Source organism: Arthrobacter sp. EM1 (genome assembly GCF_029964055.1).
Taxonomy (GTDB): domain Bacteria; phylum Actinomycetota; class Actinomycetes; order Actinomycetales; family Micrococcaceae; genus Arthrobacter.
On sequence record NZ_CP124836.1, the window covers coordinates 1,551,568 to 1,569,896 of the forward strand.

An 18,329-nucleotide genomic window follows, 5' to 3' on the forward strand; every position below is an offset into this window, starting at 1 on the left:
GTAAATATTTCTGGCCCAACCTTCGTCCATAACCAGTCAATATTGGCAGGCAACTCGGGGACTGGCATTAAAAATATAAGCGGGTATGGTTGTCGATAGATAGCGTTTAGAAAGGCGTGATTCCATTGTCAGGAAAGTCCCCTAGAAATATCGGTACCAAAAAAGCGGGAAAGTCGATTCTTGAAAAGAGGGCCGACAAAAGAGAAAAAGGCGCAACCAGCCCGAGTCTGTACATAAAGCCTCGCAAAAACCAGCGTTGACGCATCGGTAGAAGACCGCGCAGGTCATACGATCGGCAGCCGCGCGCTGGGCTATAGGACCCCACCAGCGGCTTGCGGTCGCTGTCACGCGACATGCAGGCTCTGTAATTCACCAACGAACAAAGGGTTGCGAAGAAGGGATTTCGAATGCGCTCGCAACGTAACGCCCTGATCATCCCGGCTCGCCTCGGCCAAGCCGTTCGCATGGAAATGATCGACACAACGCCGGCCGCACGCCAAGCCTTGATTGACGGAAATGTTGAAGCGTTCACTTGCGGGGATTGGCATGTCTATTTGAACGACGAAGCAGACTTTATTCCCCTGCCCCAGAACGTCCGGGCCGAAGTGCTGATGCGCGAAGCAGGTTTACATTTCGAGGAGACAGTCAGCGGTACGGCCGTGTTTCTTGGACACGGCGACAAAGGCGACGAAACAGATGCGCCCGCACACTTGCTCCGGTTGGCCGAACACCTGTTTGGCACCGCGTGGGCCGCCTAGCGGCAACGGAATGGTCCATCGCGTGCGTGGTTCGTTCTCTGCTAGTCCGGGACCTGGGCTAACCAGAGGATGTTGGAGTCTTCGGTGGCGTGACCAACCCACCCCACGCAGCCCAACTGACTCGCAGGTGGGGTCGTTTTGAGCCCTCAAAACGACCCCACCTGCGAGTCAGTTGGGCGTTGGTGCAGTTACCAGCCACGGCCAGGCTAGATGACCTGGGTCTCGACGAAGTGGCCGATTCGGACCTTCGCCATGACCCGAATGGACACTGCGGCGATGTTCGCCTCAATCATGTCCGGATCGGACATGCGGGCCGCCCTGGGCCCGGACGTCGGCCGGACTGCGTTCCAGCGCTATGACTGCCACGGCTCCGGCATCCTGGGCAATGAGGACCTGGTCGACGTTAACTACGTCGATGATGACGCCCGCCCATGTCCCGGACGTTTCAACGGATTCGATCCTGGTCATCCACTTGACGCTTTTTGACGCCGACCTCGTTCACATGGAGTCCGCCCCCTTACCGGTCCCGCGCCAGGTCAGCGCAGATTGCTGCCGATGGCTCCGGCCAGATACGGGACGAGCCATATGGCCCAGACGAGGAGGGAAAACTTGTGGAAGCGCTTCTTTTCAGCGTCGCGGTCGCGCAGAAGCACGATGCCCGCCCATGCCAGGTGGACCAGCATAAGCAGCAACGCCGCAGTACCGGTTATGGCCATGATGGTATTGAGTCCTGCACCGATTCCACCTGCACGGGCCGCCCCGGATGCCGCGAGTTGGGTCATCAGGTAGGTTCCGGTGCCGTCGCAGATCAGCCCCAGGCCAAAGAACCCCGCATGCCACCACTTGAGAACGCGCTGGCGATGTTCGGCCCACACACCAACAGAGTAGAAGGCCAGGGCCGCGGTGATGAGAATGATTGCAGCCGTGAGCATGCCCTGAGACTACAGGTCCTGCGCTCACCAATAGGTCGGACGAAACCGGACACGATCGGCTGGGCATGCCCCGCGACGAGGTGGAAGCGCTGCTGGGGAATCTGGACCGGGCCTTGGCTCTGGCGATGTGCTCGGGCTTCGGCATCCGCACCCTGGACACAGGCAACGAGGGATACTGGCCGCTGCGTGACGATGCCGGTTCCGTCTGGTCCCACGACACGGTCGTGATCCTGCAGGGCACGGCCAGGGCCGGCCACGGAGCGAAGCCGCGCAGGTCGCCGCAGCGTGGACGTGGACTCCGACGGTCGATTCACTGTGTACCCGGAACATCCTGCTCCCAGCGCCAACTGACCACCGGCTGTCGATGCGTGCCCGGCGGAGTCGTGGACAGCGAGTCCCATGGTGCCTTCGGGCTCTTGGTGTTGTGCGGGCACGAGAGCCGCTGTGTGAGCCGCAGCGAACGGCAGGCAATTGCGCTTAAATTCAACGGCGAGTCGGTTACGCGGGCCTTTGGCTAGGACATTCAATGTGTCGTGTCGCGCTGACGGATTTGTTCCGTCAGAATGATGACGGCACGTGGATTCTTGGGGGAAGCAGTCTTTGACGGTGCTGCCGCCTGGACTGCCGTGACTGCATCATCACTCCATTGAAAGGCACCACCATGACCCAGCCCAATTTTGACTCCAATGCTGTTCCGCCGGAAGGTTACGGGCCGCCCACTGTACCGCCCTCCCCGGGCCAGCAGTACCCGTCCGGCGCCCAGCCGCAGCCTCCCTACCAGGGTCAGCAGTACCCCTATGCCGGGCAGCCGCAGCCCCAGCCCCAGCCGGGCTATTCGGCCGGCCCGCAGCAGCCATATGCCGGGCAGCCGCAGTACCAGGGCCAGCAGTACCCATATGCGGGGCAGCCGCAGTACCAGGGACAGCCGCCAATGCCGAACCCCGCGTACGGTTACGCGCAGCCCAAGTCCAAGGTCGTCGCCGGACTCCTGGGCATCTTCCTCGGCGGCTTGGGCATCCACCGCTTCTACCTCGGCTTCACCAAGATCGCGGTCATCCAGCTCGTCCTGACGCTCGTCCTGGGTGTTTTTACCTTTGGCATCGTCGGTCTGTGGGGCGTCGTTGAGGGCATCATGATCATCGCCGGCTCGGCCTACTTCCGCACCGATTCCAACGGTGTCCCGCTCCGCGACTGACCTTCGTGAACCGCATAATCCATCAGCGAACACCAGGGGGACGCCTTGACCCAGATCATCCACGCCAGGGCCGAACAGTTTGAACAGATCAAAGCCGATCGCAGTTCCAAACCACCAGGTTGTGTCCGCGGCGCTGGGATTTTCAGACTCGCATCTATCCGACGTCCACGGCAGTGACGGTCGGACCGGCACGGCGGTCTAAGGTCAGCTGGAAATGGCGGTGTTCTTCGTTTCAGGGGCATCCCGCAGGACCTGCAGCGGCGGGAGTTGCTGTACTGGTTCTACTGTGCCGCCAGAGACGAAGTCACGGACGAGTGTTGCCGGCGGGAAAGGCCGATGTGCTCACCAGCCGGCCGTACCGGGGCCGCCCTTGAACGGACCAACGATCTGCGTGGTGATCCAACCGCCGTAGAAGTCACCGTCCTGGAACGTCACCTGCTCGCCGTTGACCTCGCAGGATTCCATGCGACCGGGGTAGAGCGCTACCCGGGTACTGAGCGCCTCGAAGCCCCGGGCGGGTTCCGGGTAAATCCACCCGGCCCTGGCAGCAGAGACTCCGCCGGCAACGACGTCGAAGTAGTGCGCTTCTCCCTTGAACTCGCAGAAGCTGGTGCCCTCGACCGGGACGAGTACACCGGCCGGGAATGATTCCAATGGCAAGTAGTAGACGGGCGGATGACTGGTCTCCAGGACGCGCACTGAATCGGTGGTGTCGGCAATCACCTCCCCGCCAAGCCGCACGATGACCCGGTCCGGTCGCGGTTCGACCCTTGGCGGCCGCGGGTAGTCCCACACCGATTCTTGACCGGCCCTGGGTTTGATGGGTTGGGGACGCCGGAAGATGCCGGAAAAACCGTGAGCAGGAGTCATGCCCCCATGCTGCCATCTTCCGCTGGGAGGCTACCGTTAAACGCCGGGGGATCTCGATTGGCACAGTTGGCGGCTGGTTCCGGCAGTCATTTAGACTGCAGCGTTTTCAATCACGGCAAAGAGATTAGCTCGAAGCGGCTCACAGTCACGAGTGCAAGCACTAATGCCGAGGCAAAGTTGACAACGTCGAAGAGGTACGTCCTCTGCCATTATTGGTTTATGGTCTCGAATCCCGTCATCGACCGCGCTGTGCCGAATCTTCCGTCCCGAAACTTCGACCGGACTGAAGCCTTTTACGGCGGCTTTGGTTTCCAGCGAGTGTTTCGCGACGAGGGTTGGATGATTCTGGCCCGAGGTGGCTTGCAGCTGGAATTCTTCCCAGCCCCCGACCTTGACCCTCTAGTGAGCAGCTTTATGTGCTGCCTGCGCGTCATCGACGTCGACGAGCTGCACGAGGCAATCCGCCGATTCGGGGTGCCCGACGTCCCTACCGGGATGCCGCGACTGCGCCCTGTCCGTATGCAGGGGTGGGGTCTTCGGGCCGGGTTTCTCGTGGACCCCGACGGCACCCAGCTCACCCTCATCGAGCAGCGGGCCTAACGGACAAGGCCAGTGGTTTCGGCCGGGCTGCGGCCGCGAATGAAAAAGGGTACGGCGGCGAGTTCCAGTGCGAAAGCAAGATTCCCAGGCGCCGGGGGCGGACGTTGGGCTAGATCGATTGCCGGTAGCCAAAGAATTCGTGGTCGTTGTTGTATCCGCCAAGACCACCGCCAATAGCTGCGAAGGATTCGACGAACTCGATTCCTTCGATCCACTTGACCATTTTGAAGCCAAGCTCGGACTCGTTCCGGAGCCGCAGAGGTGCCCCATGGCCAAACGACAAGGGGGCGCCATTCATGTCATAGGCCAGCATGGTCAGGTGGTGGTCCATCTGTTCGACGGCGTGGGCATCGTAATACAGGCCGCCTTCGGGGCCGGGCGCAAAGGAGTAGAAGATCACCCACTTTGCTTCCGCGCTCGGCTTCACCATGTCCAGAATGGTACGCATGGAAACGCCGCCCCATTTGGCGACACCGGACCAGCCTTGGATGCAGAAGTGCTGAGTGATTTGCTCGTGATGCTCCAACGCCCGCAACTGTGCCAAGTCCAGCTCCAACGGGTTCTCAACGAGCCCGTTGACGCGGAGTTTGTAGTTGGTGAAGTGGCCGGCGGATAGTTGTTGGTATTGCTCGGTGTCCGGATAGTTGCCGTTGTGCCAGAAGTATGGGGAGATGTCCTTTTCCGTGTATTGGCCAGGCTTGGCGTCGAGGTGCTCGAACAGGCGTTCCACCGGTCCGGTCAAAGCGAATCCGACCTTCTGAACAACCCGTGGATGCCTATAGGTGAATGGGGTGGCTGCCACCCAGGCGGCGATCAGGACGATCATGGCGAGAGCAAAAATCCAGAACCCCGTCCAGGATTCGTTGTTCTGGGCCGCGAACATGTGGTTGAGGTTTTGGAGGACTCCGGTGGTCATTACGAGGGCAATGTGAATGACGATGAACATCAGGAACCAGCACAGGACCAGGAAATGCAGCGACCGGGCAGCTTGGATGCTGAAAATGGAGCTGATGCGCCGGAACCGGGTGGAGAGTGCCGGCGACATTCCCAGCCCCGAAATAAGGGCGAACGGTGCAGCGACGAAAACCGTGATGAAGTAAGCGATCAGTTGAAGGCTGTTGTAATTGTTCCACCCGCTCTCTGTCGGCCAGTCCAGCGATAAATACTGGATCATCACGGAGAGCGCGTTGGGGATGACGTCCCAGTGCAGCGGGACCAGGCGCATCCACTGTCCGGTTGTGAAAAGCAGCACGAAGAAGACGGCGCCGTTGGCCAACCAGAGGGTGTTGATGCCCAGATGCCACCATCGGGCCAAGCCGATGGAGTGCCGGCGCCCCGGCAGGCCGACTCCGTCCGGCAGTGTGATCGAATCCTCCTTCGCCGTGTAGAGCGGGTTGGGCGGTACGGGTTTCTGGACTCGGAACCAGTCGCGGCCGGGGGTGGAGTGCCGGGTCCAGTAGAGCCGCGGGTGGTCGGCGATGATTGTGATCCCGGACCGGATGATGAAGATCATCAAGAACATATTCAGAAAATGCTGCCAGCCGACCCACACGGGGAACCCGACGGGCGCACTTCCGGGCAATGCCGAGATGCCCGGATAGCGGACGAGAAAATCCTGCACCGACGGGAGCCCCCGGAGGCCCTTGGCGACCGCGACAGCTACCAGCAGCAGCAAGAGACCGATCGGGATCAGCCACAGCAGGTTGAACCATCTGTTTTGACCGATCCGCACCCGGGGAGCCACACCGTATTGGGCGGGCACGCCACCGGCCCAATCCGCCTTAACTGCGGTGTATCTCTGGCGGTCGAGCTCCGACCGGAAACTGCGGTGTTTCCCGCCCGCAGCAATATCGGGAGCACGACTGGGAAGATCTTCCGAAGAAGGAGTCATGATCCGAAGCCTAGCTGTTGCTCCCGGGATTCGAGCCGGCCCGGGGTGACCGTCAGACACTTTAGCGATGCTGCCTGCCCGGGTGGGGTTTAGATGCCGCCTCGGCGCAGGAGGGTGCCGTGGGGGGTGTGGTTGTTGATGGGGTGGCCGCGGAGGTAGGTTTTGCGGACGACGCCGGAGAGTGCTTTGCCGTCGTAGGGGGTGATGGGGTTTTTGTGCTGGAGTTTGGTGACGTCTACGACGTAGGCCTCGTCGGGGGCGAAGATGGCGAAGTCCGCGTCGTAGCCGAGGGCGATGTGGCCTTTGGTGGTGAGGCGGGCGAGTTCGGCGGGTTTGGCGGCCATCCAGGAGATGACTTGTTCCAGGGCGATGCCGCGGTGGCGGGCTTCGGTCCAGATCAGGGACAGTCCGAGCTGCAGGGAGGAGACCCCGCCCCAGGCGACGGCGAAGTCGCCGTTTTCGAGGTCTTTCAGGTCCAGGGTCGAGGGTGAGTGGTCTGAGACGATGCAGTCGATGGTGCCTTCCTGGAGGCCTTTCCAGAGCAGTTCCCGGTTCGCGGCTTCCCGGATCGGCGGGCAGCATTTGTATGCGGTGGCGCCGTCGGGGATTTCCTCGGCCATCAGTGTCAAATAGTGCGGGCAGGTCTCCACGGTCAGGTGCACGCCGTCGCGTTTGGCCGAGGCGATCATCGGCAGCGCGTCCGAGGAGGACAGGTGCAGGATGTGGGCCCTGGCTCCGGTCCAGCGGGCGCGTTCGATGACTTCGGCGATGGCTTTGTTCTCGGCCCCGCGCGGGCGGGAGGAGAGGAAGTTCGCGTAGTGGTCCCCGCCCGGGTGCGGTGCGCGGTCGATCGCGTGGGAGTCTTCGGCGTGGACGATCATGAGTGAGTCGAAGGATTTCAGCTCGGCCATGTCCGTTTCCATTTCATCGGCCTCCAGGTGCGGGAATTCATCGACCCCGGAGTGGAGCAGGAAACACTTGAACCCGAAGACGCCCTCGTCGTGGAGGCCCCGGAGGTCTTTCAGGTTCCCCGGGACGGCCCCGCCCCAGAACCCGACGTCGACAAACGCCTGGTCCGCGGCGACTTCACGTTTGAGTTTCAACCCTTCGACAGTGGTGGTCGGCGGAATGGAGTTCAGTGGCATGTCGATGATCGTCGTGACGCCCCCGGCCGCGGCGGCCCGGGTCGCGGACGCGAACCCTTCCCACTCCGTGCGGCCCGGTTCGTTGACGTGGACATGGGTATCGACCAGGCCCGGGATCATCGTCTCGTCATCGGCGAGGTCTATGACCTGCGCCCCGGCCAGGGCATTACCCAACGGCTCGATCGCCACGATCCGGCCGTCCCGGATCCCGACCTCCCGCGCCGCGATCCCCGCCGTCGTCAACACACGCCGACCACGAACAACCAAGTCATATTCCGGTCTGGTCGTTTCACTCATTGATTTTGTTCCTCTGGTGATTGGGCTAACAGGTCTACGCACGTCCCGGAACTGCTCCCGCTAGCGGGCGTGGACGTCAGAAGTTGTGCCATCGGCGTTCTGGTTAATGGAAAACGGCCATCCGGTGACAACCTTGGGTCGGGGCGTGGCAAAGGTTCGGACCTTCGACGTACTCAGCCCAAGGCGCACCAGTGACTCGGCGATCGTTACTGCGGCTGCGACGCCGTCGACGACGGGCACGCCAAGGGATGCGCGGATTTGATCGTCGAGCCCGGACATGCCGCCGCAGCCGAGGACGATAACTTCCGCTTTGTCCTCTTCCACGGCCCGTCGCGCCTGGTCCAGAATGGCCTCCACGGCACGGTCCGGGAATTCCTCGAGTTCAAGGACGCCCAGGCCGCTTGCCCGCACGGAGGCGCATCGGGCATCGAGTCCGGCGAGTTTCAACCGGTCCTCAATGAGCGGAACCGTCCGGTCGAGGGTGGTGACGACTGAATATTTGTGGCCCAGGAACATCGCGGTGCTGGCGGCTGCCTCGGTGATGTCGATGACTGGCACGTCGAGCAGTTCCTGGAGCCCCTCCCGGCCGTGTTCGCCGTAGCCGGCCTGGATAACGGCGTCGAACGGTTCGGGATATGCAAGGACAACATCCATCACGGCAATGGCGGCCAGATAGCTTTCGAAGTTTCCCTCGCAGGAGTCCGCGCCAAAGCGCGGGGTGAGACCGATAATCTCGGTCCCGGCAGTGGCGGCCGTGCGGGCCTGTGCGGCGATCGATTCCGTCATGGAAGCGGTGGTGTTGACGTTTGCGACGAGGATTCGCATGATGCCTTTCGGGTCGTCTGGATGGGAAGCGGCCGGTCCGCTGGGCAAGAGCGGACCGGCCGGGATGCCGGGCGGTTCAGTGGAGGCTGGGTACGGCGATCGGCTCGCCGGAGACGTCATGGAATTCCCGATTGCGGTCGGCGACGATGAAGTACGCCAGGGCTCCGATTCCGGCGCCGATGAACCAGGAGAACGCCGCGACCGGCTGCAAAGCCGGAATGAAGGCGATCAGGAGCGAAATGATCGCCGCCGGAATGAACGCTCCGACCGCCCTCATGTTGACGCCCTTGCTGTAGAAGTAGGAACCCTTATCGACTTCGGTGTACAGCTCCGGGACATTGATGCGGGTTTTGCGGATCAGCCAGTAGTCGGCCATGATGACGCCGAACAGCGGGCCGAGGAGCGCGCCGAGGCCGCCCAGGAAGTAGACGATGACTGCCGGATTGTTGTAGAGGTTCCAGGGTAGGATCACCAGTCCGATGATTGCGCTGACCAGGCTGGCTTTGCGGAAGTCCAGCCGTTTAGGCATGAGGTTGGTCAGGGCGTAGATCGGCGCAACGAAGTTGGCCATCAGGTTCACAGCAATGGTCAGAATGAGCAAAGCCAGTGCCGCTGCCACCAGAAGGAAGGTGTTGGGGATCGACTGGACAATGTCGGAGGGGCTGCCGATCACTACGCCGTTGATCTTGAACTGGGCTCCCGTGATCACGATGACGATGAGGCCAAAGAAGAGCATGTTGATCGGGATGCCCCAGAAATTACCCTTGATGATGGATTTGCGGGTGGTGGACGATCGGGTGAAGTCGCAGAAGTTCAGCACAAACGTGGCATAGATGGAAACCCAGAGTGCGCCGCCAGCGAAGATCTCCCGCCACATGGCGCCTCCGGTCAGGGCGTCCGGTGTCGAGAGCGCAATGGAGCCTCCGGCCTGCATAAACATCCAGATGGCCAGTGCGGCCATGGTGATGAGGATAATCGGCCCGGCGAACGCCTCGTACTTACGGATCATGTCCATCCCGTACCGGACGATGATCACCTGCACGATCCACAGTGCGAGGAACGACGCCCAGCCCAGGGTCGAAAGGCCGAGAATGGAGTCCTTGTCGAGGTCCGCCAGGCCGGGCGCCAGCGCGATCAGGAGGACACGGAGGACCAGCGAAGCCAGGTAAGTCTGGATGCCGAACCAGGCGATTGCAACGCCGCCGCGGATCAGGGCCGGGATTTGTGCGCCGTGGATTCCGAAGGCGATGCGGCTCATGACGGGGAACGGGACACCGGTCTTATGGCCCATAAAGCCGGAAAACGTCAGAAGCAGGAACAGCAGGACGGCACCGACGCCGAGGGCGAGCAGGATTTGCCACGCACCAAGGCCAAGAGCGAAGAGGCCGATCGCAAAACCATAGTTGCCCAGGCTGTGTACGTCATTGGCCCAGAGGGTGAAGATGCTGTAGGCGGTCCAGCGGCGGCCCTTCATCATTGTGGGCGCGAGGTCCTGGTTGTAGAGTCGGGCGCTCGTCGGGGACAAGCCGAGCTCCGCGGCGGAGGGTACGTCATCCAACGCAACGGCGGGACGGTCATGGTTCTCGTCGACGGGCGGAGCCGCGTTCGGCAGTTGTGACATGGAATTGCCTCTCGGAAACAAGAAATGTGTTCTATCGAAGGGTCGGCGTAACTGCCGACAGGCTGGAGGGGCGGCTTATGGCCGTGTACTGCAGTCCTGAGATTCAGGAACGGAAAGCCGGGGGACCAGCGGGTCCAGACGGCGCCGCGGCATAGCTGGATTGTCGACGGGGTACGTCCCGGGGATAAGCAGGGGCTGCCGCATAAAGACGACCAATCGTTTGTTGCTGTCCTCCTCGTTGAGGAACAAATTAAAAGTAACCCAGATCACGTCCTTCCACAAGGGAAGAGAAAACTTTCATATGGTGGAACCAAGGTGACCGGGGTGGCGGGGCTGCCGCGGCAGTGGGTGATGCCGCACGGCGCACGGTGCGCCGCCGTCGGATGCCTGGCGCCTTTTGTGGCCGCCGGCGCCTCGGGCTGCGCGCCGGTATGGTCGGGTCAGCGGCACGGAAGCGATCGGCGTCCCGTGCAGTGGTGAGGCACTGGAAAAAGTTGACACGCAAAATCGCGTACGCTTCACTGATGGATATTGGAATAAGACTTCCATGATGTGAAATAGACTGGTGTTGTCCCACCGCATCGCGGACAGCGGCCCAAAGCAGAAGGACTAATTATGTTGCTCAAGGATTTCAACGGGGCCAGCCGCCCGGAAATTATCTCCGCGCTGCGTCCCTGCCTTGATATTCAAAGGTGGGTCGAGCAGATTGCCGACGAGCGGCCCTTCGCCTCAGTCGAGGACCTGTTGAACTTCGCCCGCAGTGCCGCCTTTCCCTTCGCTGCGGCTGAAGTGGAATCGGCATTGTCCCACCATCCCCGGATCGGCGAGGTCGCTGCGGGGGAGAGCTCTGAAGCCAAACTCTCGCGCGGTGAGCAGGATGCCCTTGGCGAGTCTTCGGATGCTGTCATTGCGGCGCTGGCCGAGGGGAACCGGAGCTACGAAGAGAAGTTCGGGCGGGTATTTCTGATCCGCGCCGCCGGCCGCAGTAAAGAGGAAATCCTGGAGGCGCTTCAGGTGCGGATTTCCCACACCGCCAACGAGGAAGAGCCTATAGTGCAGCAGCAGCTGCGCGAGATTTCCATCCATCGACTCAGAGGAATGATGAGCCAGTGACGAGTTCCCACATAACAACGCACATTCTGGACACGGCGACGGGCAAACCCGCTGCCGGCGTCCCTGTTAGCCTGCTGGCGCTGGACAACGGAGACTGGTCGGAGGTTGCGGCCGGGCATACCGATGGCGATGGGCGCGTCAAGGATCTCGGTCCCGAGGTGCTGGACTCCGGCACCTATCGCCTGCAGTTCTCGACGGCGGAGTATTTCACCGCCCTGAACACGCCCGCTTTCTTTCCGGAGGTCGTATTGACGTTTACCGTCGACAGGAATGAGGCGCACTATCACGTGCCGCTGCTCCTGAGCCCGTTTTCATTCTCCAGCTATCGCGGCAGCTGAACCCCAGGCGCCGTCCGGCTTCAGCCCGGACGGCGCCTTTCCGCAGTCACAATCCACGGACAGGCCCCTGAGGTGTGCAGCTGGTCGTTGGCGGCCGTTCCTGCTTGACTGCCCCTACCGGGGTCGGTAATCTCGAATAGCAAGAATGTTTTCTCACAATATGAAAATAACTAGCCCAGACATTCAAAGATGAAGAGAGGTTGGACGTGGCTGCAGGAGAAGAGACCTCCCATATCCTTAGCGGGTTGACTAACCAGCTGCCTGATCGTGATCCGGAAGAGACCGCCGAGTGGCTGGAGTCCCTGGATGACTTGATTCAGGAACAGGGTACCGAGCGTGCCCAGTACATAATGCGTAGTTTGCTTCAGCGGGCCGGCGCGCAAAGCGTGGGTGTTCCGATGGTGACGACCACGGATTATGTGAACACGATCCCGGTCGATCAGGAGCCGGCGTTCCCGGGGCATGAGGAGATCGAGCGGAAGTATCGGGCGTGGTTGCGGTGGAATGCGGCGATTATGGTGCATCGGGCGCAGCGGTCTGATATTGGTGTTGGCGGGCATATTTCCACCTATGCCGGTGCCGCGACGCTGTATGAGGTTGGTTTTAATCATTTCTTCCGCGGTAAGGATCATCCCGGCGGCGGTGACCAGGTGTTTTTCCAGGGTCATGCGTCTCCGGGGATGTATGCCCGGGCGTTTATGGAAGGCCGGTTGTCCGAGGAGGACCTGGACGGTTTCCGGCAGGAGAAGTCCAAGGAGGGCCATGCGCTTTCCTCGTACCCGCATCCTCGGTTGATGCCGGAGTTCTGGGAATTCCCGACGGTTTCGATGGGTATCGGGCCGATGAACGCGATTTATCAGGCGCAGTCCAACCGGTATCTGGCCAACCGCGGTATCAAGGACACCTCGGACCAGCAGGTCTGGGCGTTCCTGGGTGATGGGGAAATGGACGAGCCGGAGTCCCGGGGCCTGCTCCAGCTCGCCGCGAACGACAAGCTCGATAACCTGAACTTCGTGATCAACTGCAACCTCCAGCGCCTCGACGGGCCCGTGCGGGGCAACGGCAAGATCATGCAGGAACTGGAGGCATTCTTCCGCGGCGCGGGCTGGAACGTCATCAAGGTCGTTTGGGGCCGGGAGTGGGATGACCTCCTGTCCAAGGACGAGGACGGTTCGCTGGTGAAGATCATGAACGAAACCGTTGACGGGGACTACCAGACGTACAAGGCCGAGTCCGGCGCGTTTGTCCGGGAGCACTTCTTTGGCCAGACTCCGCAGACCAAGGAAATGGTCCAGGACCTCACCGATGACCAGATCTGGAACCTCAAGCGCGGCGGCCACGACTACAACAAGGTCTACGCCGCGTACAAGGCCGCGACCGAATTTAAGGGCAAGCCCACCGTTATCCTGGCCCACACGGTCAAGGGTTACGGCCTGGGTACCCACTTCGAGGGCCGTAACGCCACGCACCAGATGAAGAAACTCACCCTCGCGGACCTGAAGGCTTTCCGGGACCACCTGCGCATCCCCATCACCGATGAACAGCTCGAAGGGGATCTCTACCGGCCCCCGTACTACCACCCCGGCATGGACTCCCCGGAGATCAAGTACCTGATGGAACGCCGGGCCGCGCTCGGCGGCTTCGTCCCCGAACGCCGCTCCAAGCACACCGAGGTCACCCTCCCGGAGGAGAAAGTCTACGAAGTCGCCAACCGCGGCTCCGGCAAGCAGCTGGCAGCCACCACCATGGCCTTCGTCCGGCTGCTCAAGGACCTGATGCGGGACAAGGAGTTCGGCAAGCGGATCGTTCCGATCATCCCGGACGAGGCCCGGACCTTCGGCATGGACGCGTTCTTCCCCACCGCGAAGATCTACAACCCGAACGGGCAGAACTACCTCTCCGTGGACCGCGAGCTCGTCCTGGCCTACAAGGAGTCCATCTCCGGGCAGATCGTGCACGCCGGCATCAACGAGGCCGGCTCCGTCGCGGCGTTCACCGCCGCGGGGACCTCCTACGCCACCCACGGGGAACCGCTGATCCCGATCTACGTCTTCTACTCGATGTTCGGCTTCCAGCGCACCGGGGATTCCTTCTGGGCCGCCGCGGACCAGATGACCCGCGGGTTCATCATCGGCGCCACCGCCGGCCGGACGACCCTGACCGGTGAAGGCCTGCAGCACGCCGATGGCCATTCCCCGGTCCTGGCCGCGACCAACCCGGCCGTGATGACCTACGATCCGGCCTACGGGTACGAGATCGGCGTGATCATGCGCGATGGCCTGAACCGGATGTACGGTCCGGGCCCGGCGGACAACGACCCGTCACGGAACGTGATGTACTACATCACCGTTTACAACGAGCCGATCTCCCAACCGGCAGCACCGGCGGAACTCGACGTCGAGGGCATCATCAAGGGCATCTACCTGCTCGCGCCGGCCAAGATCGATGGCCCGCGCACGCAAATCCTCGCCTCCGGCGTGTCCGTCCCGTGGGCCCTCGAAGCCCAGAAAGTCCTCGCCGAAGACTGGGGAGTCTCCGCCGACGTCTGGTCCGTGACGTCCTGGACCGAACTGCGCCGGGACGCGATGGCCGCCGAGGAAGAAGCATTCCTGAACCCCGGCCAGCCCGCACGCGTCCCGTTCGTCACCGAACAACTCGCCGGCGCTACCGGACCGATCGTCGCCGTGACCGATTACATGAAAGCCGTGCCCGACCAGATCCGCCAGTTCATCCCGAACGAGTTCGCCTCCCTCGGCGCGGACGGCTTCGGCTTCTCCGACACCCGCGCCGCAGCACGACGCTTCTTCAAGAACGACATCCACTCAGTGGTCGTCCGTTCCCTGCAGATGCTCGCCCGCCGCGGCGAAGTAGACACCCAAGCACCCGCCCAGGCAATCGAAAAATACCGCCTGCTGGATGTCACGGCCGGGACTACGGGAGGGGCAGGCGGGGATTCCTGACGGTCCGCCACCGCGCGTTCCTTCGCCGGGGCCGCGTATATCGCCGAGTCGACAGCGCGCCCGTTCGTGGACATTACCTCCACGGCCGGGCGCACGGGACTGCGGGACGCGCCTGCTGGTCTGTGACCCGTCGCGAAGCTGGAAACCGCGGTCCGGGACGGACTTGCACCAGCTTCCTTGAAAGCCCGGCGATGGCTTGGACGCATTGGTTTTAAACAACGTTGCCGCACACCACGGCAATAGCCAGTTCATCGGTGTCGCTTGTGCTCGGAGATGCCCGCCAGGATCCGTCGACGCGGGCAGTTAAAGAAGCGTCCGGATGGGCCGCTTATTGTGGCGGAGGATGCGCCGCGGCGGAGGATGCGCCGCGGCGGGGGCCGGGCCGTCGGCGCGGGGTACTGGCAAGAGGCATTGACCCATCTTCGACACGCCGCGAAGCCGCGGGATTGTGGCGCTTGACGTGGATCCGGTACCTGATTCCAGCCCTGGGGTTTATGTGGGGTTGCCGTGGGCCGCGGGTTTCAACCCAGGCCTGACGTGTACCATCCGGCTGATGCGCGATCGCCGTCGCGCTTTAATGAGCAGCCCAACAACCGGCGCTCCGGCGGACTTCGTAACTCGGCAGGGGAGTCCCTTCACCTGCCGGCGAGCAGCGAGTTGTGCAGCCACCGTGAGAACGGGCCCCGAACGTTCACCGTCTCTGCCCGCGGAGCGAAGTCAGGATCCGTACCGCCGCCGGCAGGAAAATAGAAATCAGGAGCTGGCGCTGCTGACCCTGCTGAAGATTCCGACTGTGCGGGCACGTGCCCCTCATCATGCGACATGATGACCTCATTTCCATATAATGAAATAACTTTTTTACTGTATGAAAAAGCATACGGACGTGGGATCTGTCGGTCAAGGGGTCCGGCGGGTGCGCGGAACCGGCGCGGTGCGGAAAAGTTTCTTGTAGATCGTGATGTACAACACGGTCAATGTCCCTTAGTGTTGAAGTACTTCGTGGCGGACGTCACGTAACCTGGGAGCAGCAGGCAGGGTTGTAATGAGCTGACATCGTAGCGATGTCGGCTCATTTTTTGTTTGGGTCGACAGCAAACCATTGGGCCGCAGTAGAAAATGCGCCCGTTTTCAGTGTGGATTATTTATTTCACATAACGGAAGTTTGGAGCAGACCATGAGCAGCAACATCATCCTTGGCGAAAATCAGTTCGGCAAGGCGGAAGTCCGCGTCGTCAAGATCACGCGGGATTCGGACCGGCACGAAATTGAGGACCTCAACGTCTCCTCACAGCTCCGCGGCGATTTTTCCGCTGCGCATCTGGCGGGGGACAACGCCCACGTTGTGCCAACCGACACCCAGAAGAACACGGTGTACGCGTTTGCCCGCGAGGGCATCGGATCGCCCGAGGCCCTGCTGCTTCGGTTGGGTGATCACTTCACCTCCAGCTTCGACTGGGTCTCCGGCGGACGCTGGGAAGCCGAGGCCTACAGTTGGGACCGCATCCAGTCCCACGGCACCTCCCACGACCACTCATTCGTGCGCAACGGACAGGAAATCCGCACCGTCGTCCTCGTCCGTGACGGTGACACCAACCACCTCATTTCCGGGCTTCGGGACCTCACCGTCCTCAAAACCACCCAGTCAGGCTTCGTCGGCTACCCCAAAGACAGGTACACGACGCTTCCGGAGACCACGGACCGGATCCTGGCTACGGATGTGGCCGCGCGCTGGCGCTTCAAGACCGGGACGGACTTCAGCAGCTTCGATTTCAACAAGAGCTATGAAGATGTCAAGGGCCTGCTTCTTGAAGGGTTCACCGAGAACTACTCGCACGCCCTGCAACAGACACTCTTCGACATGGGCAAGAAGGTCCTGGAGGCGCACGCTGAGATCGACGAGATCAAGTTCTCCATGCCGAACAAGCACCACTTCCTGGTGGACCTCTCACCCTTCGGCCTTGACAACCCCAATGAGGTCTTCTTCGCCGCAGACCGGCCGTACGGCCTGATCGAGGCCACCGTCCAGCGCGAGGAATCCACTCCGGCGGCCATTGCATGGTCGGGAATCGCCGGCTTCTGCTGAGTTGAAAAACATGGTGGTGGCGCGGGTAACTCCGTGTGCCTGCGCCACCGCACCCCCGCACTACCGACGTACCTGCAGCATCCAGTTAGCCAGACACCAGTTAGCCAGACGACGACGTCTGCCATGAACCAAGAAGGTCTGCCATGAACCTAAAAAATGCCAAGAATTCCGCCAAGGCGAGCGGCGGCCGCACGTCTTCGGCCCGCCCCGAAGACGAACGGCTCTCCATCGGAGGCAGCTTCGCCTACGGCTTCCAACACGTCCTGACGATGTACGGCGGAATCATTGCCGTGCCGCTGATTGTGGGTCAGGCAGCGGGACTGTCGCCCGAAGACGTTGGAATCCTCATCGCCGCCGCGCTCTTTATGGGCGGCCTTGCCACACTTCTGCAGACCCTCGGGTTGCCGTTCTTCGGTTCGCAGCTGCCGCTGGTGCAGGGTGTGTCGTTTGCCAGCGTCGCCACCATGGTCGCAGTCGTTACGGGCGGTGGCGGCCTGCCGGCAGTTTTCGGTGCTGTCATCGTCTCTGCCGCCATCGGCCTGCTCATTGCCCCGGTCTTCTCCAAGATCGTCCGGTTCTTCCCGCCCGTGGTCACCGGCACCGTCATCACCACCATTGGGTTGACGCTGATGCCCGTCGCCGCCAACTGGGCCATGGGCGGAAACAGGAAGGCCGACAATTACGGCAGTATGGCCAACATCGGGCTGGCCGCCGTGACGCTTGCCCTGGTCCTGATTCTCAGCAAGGTCGGCAGTGCCACCATTTCGCGGCTCTCCATCCTGCTGGCAATCGTGATTGGGACTGTGGTTGCGGTTGTCACCGGCATGGCCGACTTTTCGAAGGTGGGTAGTGGGCCGATCGTCGCCTTTCCCACGCCCTTCCACTTCGGTGCCCCGACCTTCGAAGTCGCCGCGATCATTTCGATGGTGATCGTGGTCCTGGTCATCCTGACCGAGACCATGGCCGACATTCTGGCCGTCGGGGAAATCGTCGGCACCAAAACCGATTCCAAACGGATCGCTGCCGGCCTGCGCGCCGATATGGTCTCCAGCATGGTGGCGCCGGTCTTTGGCTCCTTCACCCAGAGTGCGTTTGCCCAGAATGTGGGGCTGGTAGCCGTCACCAAGATCAAGAGCCGCTACGTTGTCGCGGCAGGCGGCGTTATCCTGGTGCTTCTCGGCCTGCTGCCGGTGATGGGCCGGGTTGTTGCTGCGGTCCCGACGGCAGTCCTTGGCGGAGCCGGGATTGTACTTTTCGGAACGGTCGCCGCGAGCGGCATCAGGACTCTGGCAAAGGTGGAGTACCGCAATAACATGAACCTGATCATCGTGGCGGCATCGATCGGCTTCGGCATGATTCCGATTGCCGCTCCCACCTTCTACGACAAGTTCCCGTCCTGGTTCGGCACCATCTTCCACTCCGGGATCAGCTCCGCCGCCGTGATGGCCATCGCACTGAACCTGCTCTTCAACCACCTGAAGGCAGGAAACTCGGAGAACCAGTCGGTCTTTGTCGCCGGAACAGGGCGGGTCATCCGCGAGGAAGACCTCAAGTGCCTGGCCGACGGTGACCGCTACGAAAACGGCAAGCTGATTGACTGCGACGGCAAGGAAGTGCCGCTGGAGTCTACCGGCGGCCCGGCCGGACACTGACCGCCAACGCCCGCGGTTGGCACTGTCTTCGCGACGACCGCGAAGACAG

Annotated in this window: 15 protein-coding genes and 1 pseudogene; 9 read left to right on the plus strand and 7 right to left on the minus strand. The window is 61.9% G+C overall.

Translation table 11 applies throughout. From position 1 onward, the window contains the following. Window positions 1-407 precede the first annotated feature (407 nt). Window positions 408-758, plus strand: a complete 351-nt coding sequence (locus QI450_RS07115) for a hypothetical protein (RefSeq protein WP_226775741.1) — start codon at window positions 408-410, stop codon at window positions 756-758. A gap of 209 nt (window positions 759-967) precedes the next feature. Here the strand turns inward: QI450_RS07115 and QI450_RS07120 are convergent. Beyond that, a pseudogene (locus tag QI450_RS07120) lies at window positions 968-1,226 on the minus strand (pyridoxal 5'-phosphate synthase lyase subunit PdxS); the annotation flags it as partial. A 68-nt stretch (window positions 1,227-1,294) separates the two neighbouring features. After that, window positions 1,295-1,690 (minus strand): HsmA family protein, encoded by a 396-nt coding sequence (locus tag QI450_RS07125; protein WP_226775740.1) that lies wholly within the window; start codon window positions 1,688-1,690, stop codon window positions 1,295-1,297. Between the two features lie 65 nt (window positions 1,691-1,755). Between QI450_RS07125 and QI450_RS07130 the strand changes: the two genes are divergently transcribed. Together QI450_RS07130 and QI450_RS07135 are read left to right on the plus strand one after the other, a co-directional pair. Beyond that, entirely contained in the window at window positions 1,756-2,208 is a 453-nt protein-coding gene (locus QI450_RS07130) for a hypothetical protein (RefSeq protein WP_226775739.1), read from the plus strand. A gap of 143 nt (window positions 2,209-2,351) precedes the next feature. Continuing rightward, window positions 2,352-2,885, plus strand: a complete 534-nt coding sequence (locus QI450_RS07135; RefSeq protein WP_226775738.1) for a TM2 domain-containing protein — start codon at window positions 2,352-2,354, stop codon at window positions 2,883-2,885. 342 nt (window positions 2,886-3,227) lie between these two features. On the opposite strand, the gene QI450_RS07140 is transcribed toward QI450_RS07135, so the two are convergent. After that, window positions 3,228-3,755, minus strand: coding sequence for a DUF427 domain-containing protein (locus tag QI450_RS07140; RefSeq protein WP_226775737.1), 528 nt, complete (start codon window positions 3,753-3,755; stop codon window positions 3,228-3,230). A gap of 219 nt (window positions 3,756-3,974) precedes the next feature. Between QI450_RS07140 and QI450_RS07145 the strand changes: the two genes are divergently transcribed. Next, the gene (locus QI450_RS07145) at window positions 3,975-4,355 is read left to right on the plus strand and encodes a bleomycin resistance protein (protein WP_226775736.1); all 381 of its coding nucleotides are present in this window, start codon (window positions 3,975-3,977) and stop codon (window positions 4,353-4,355) included. Window positions 4,356-4,464: 109 nt separating this feature from the next. Here the strand turns inward: QI450_RS07145 and QI450_RS07150 are convergent, their stop codons facing one another. The 4 genes from QI450_RS07150 to QI450_RS07165 form a co-directional block, all read right to left on the minus strand. Further along, window positions 4,465-6,117 carry a molybdopterin-dependent oxidoreductase gene (locus QI450_RS07150; RefSeq protein WP_226775735.1) on the minus strand — a complete coding sequence of 551 codons (1,653 nt, stop codon included), beginning with the start codon at window positions 6,115-6,117 and terminating at the stop codon, window positions 4,465-4,467. Between the two features lie 218 nt (window positions 6,118-6,335). Then, entirely contained in the window at window positions 6,336-7,688 is a 1,353-nt protein-coding gene (allB, locus tag QI450_RS07155) for an allantoinase AllB (RefSeq protein ID WP_282468146.1), read from the minus strand. A 60-nt stretch (window positions 7,689-7,748) separates the two neighbouring features. Next, complete coding sequence (locus tag QI450_RS07160; RefSeq protein ID WP_226776523.1) at window positions 7,749-8,513, minus strand: aspartate/glutamate racemase family protein; 765 nt, start codon at window positions 8,511-8,513, stop codon at window positions 7,749-7,751. A 76-nt stretch (window positions 8,514-8,589) separates the two neighbouring features. Next, window positions 8,590-10,134 (minus strand): NCS1 family nucleobase:cation symporter-1, encoded by a 1,545-nt coding sequence (locus QI450_RS07165; RefSeq protein WP_226776522.1) that lies wholly within the window; start codon window positions 10,132-10,134, stop codon window positions 8,590-8,592. A 615-nt stretch (window positions 10,135-10,749) separates the two neighbouring features. Between QI450_RS07165 and uraD the strand changes: the two genes are divergently transcribed. The 5 genes from uraD (at window position 10,750) to QI450_RS07190 (ending at window position 18,280) form a co-directional block, all read left to right on the plus strand. Continuing rightward, window positions 10,750-11,247 (plus strand): 2-oxo-4-hydroxy-4-carboxy-5-ureidoimidazoline decarboxylase, encoded by a 498-nt coding sequence (gene uraD / locus QI450_RS07170; protein ID WP_226776521.1) that lies wholly within the window; start codon window positions 10,750-10,752, stop codon window positions 11,245-11,247. Further along, a complete protein-coding gene (gene uraH, locus QI450_RS07175; protein ID WP_226776520.1) occupies window positions 11,244-11,585 on the plus strand; it encodes a hydroxyisourate hydrolase in 342 nt (113 codons plus the stop codon). The genes uraD and uraH overlap by 4 nt, the downstream gene beginning before the upstream one ends. Window positions 11,586-11,791: 206 nt before the next feature. Continuing rightward, a complete protein-coding gene (gene aceE, locus QI450_RS07180; RefSeq protein ID WP_226776519.1) occupies window positions 11,792-14,545 on the plus strand; it encodes a pyruvate dehydrogenase (acetyl-transferring), homodimeric type in 2,754 nt (917 codons plus the stop codon). A 1,174-nt stretch (window positions 14,546-15,719) separates the two neighbouring features. Further along, a complete protein-coding gene (pucL, locus tag QI450_RS07185) occupies window positions 15,720-16,628 on the plus strand; it encodes a factor-independent urate hydroxylase (RefSeq protein WP_226776518.1) in 909 nt (302 codons plus the stop codon). Window positions 16,629-16,771: 143 nt separating this feature from the next. Further along, on the plus strand, window positions 16,772-18,280 hold the full coding sequence (locus QI450_RS07190) for a nucleobase:cation symporter-2 family protein (protein WP_226776517.1): 1,509 nt from the start codon (window positions 16,772-16,774) through the stop codon (window positions 18,278-18,280). The last annotated feature ends 49 nt before the right edge of the window (window positions 18,281-18,329 follow it).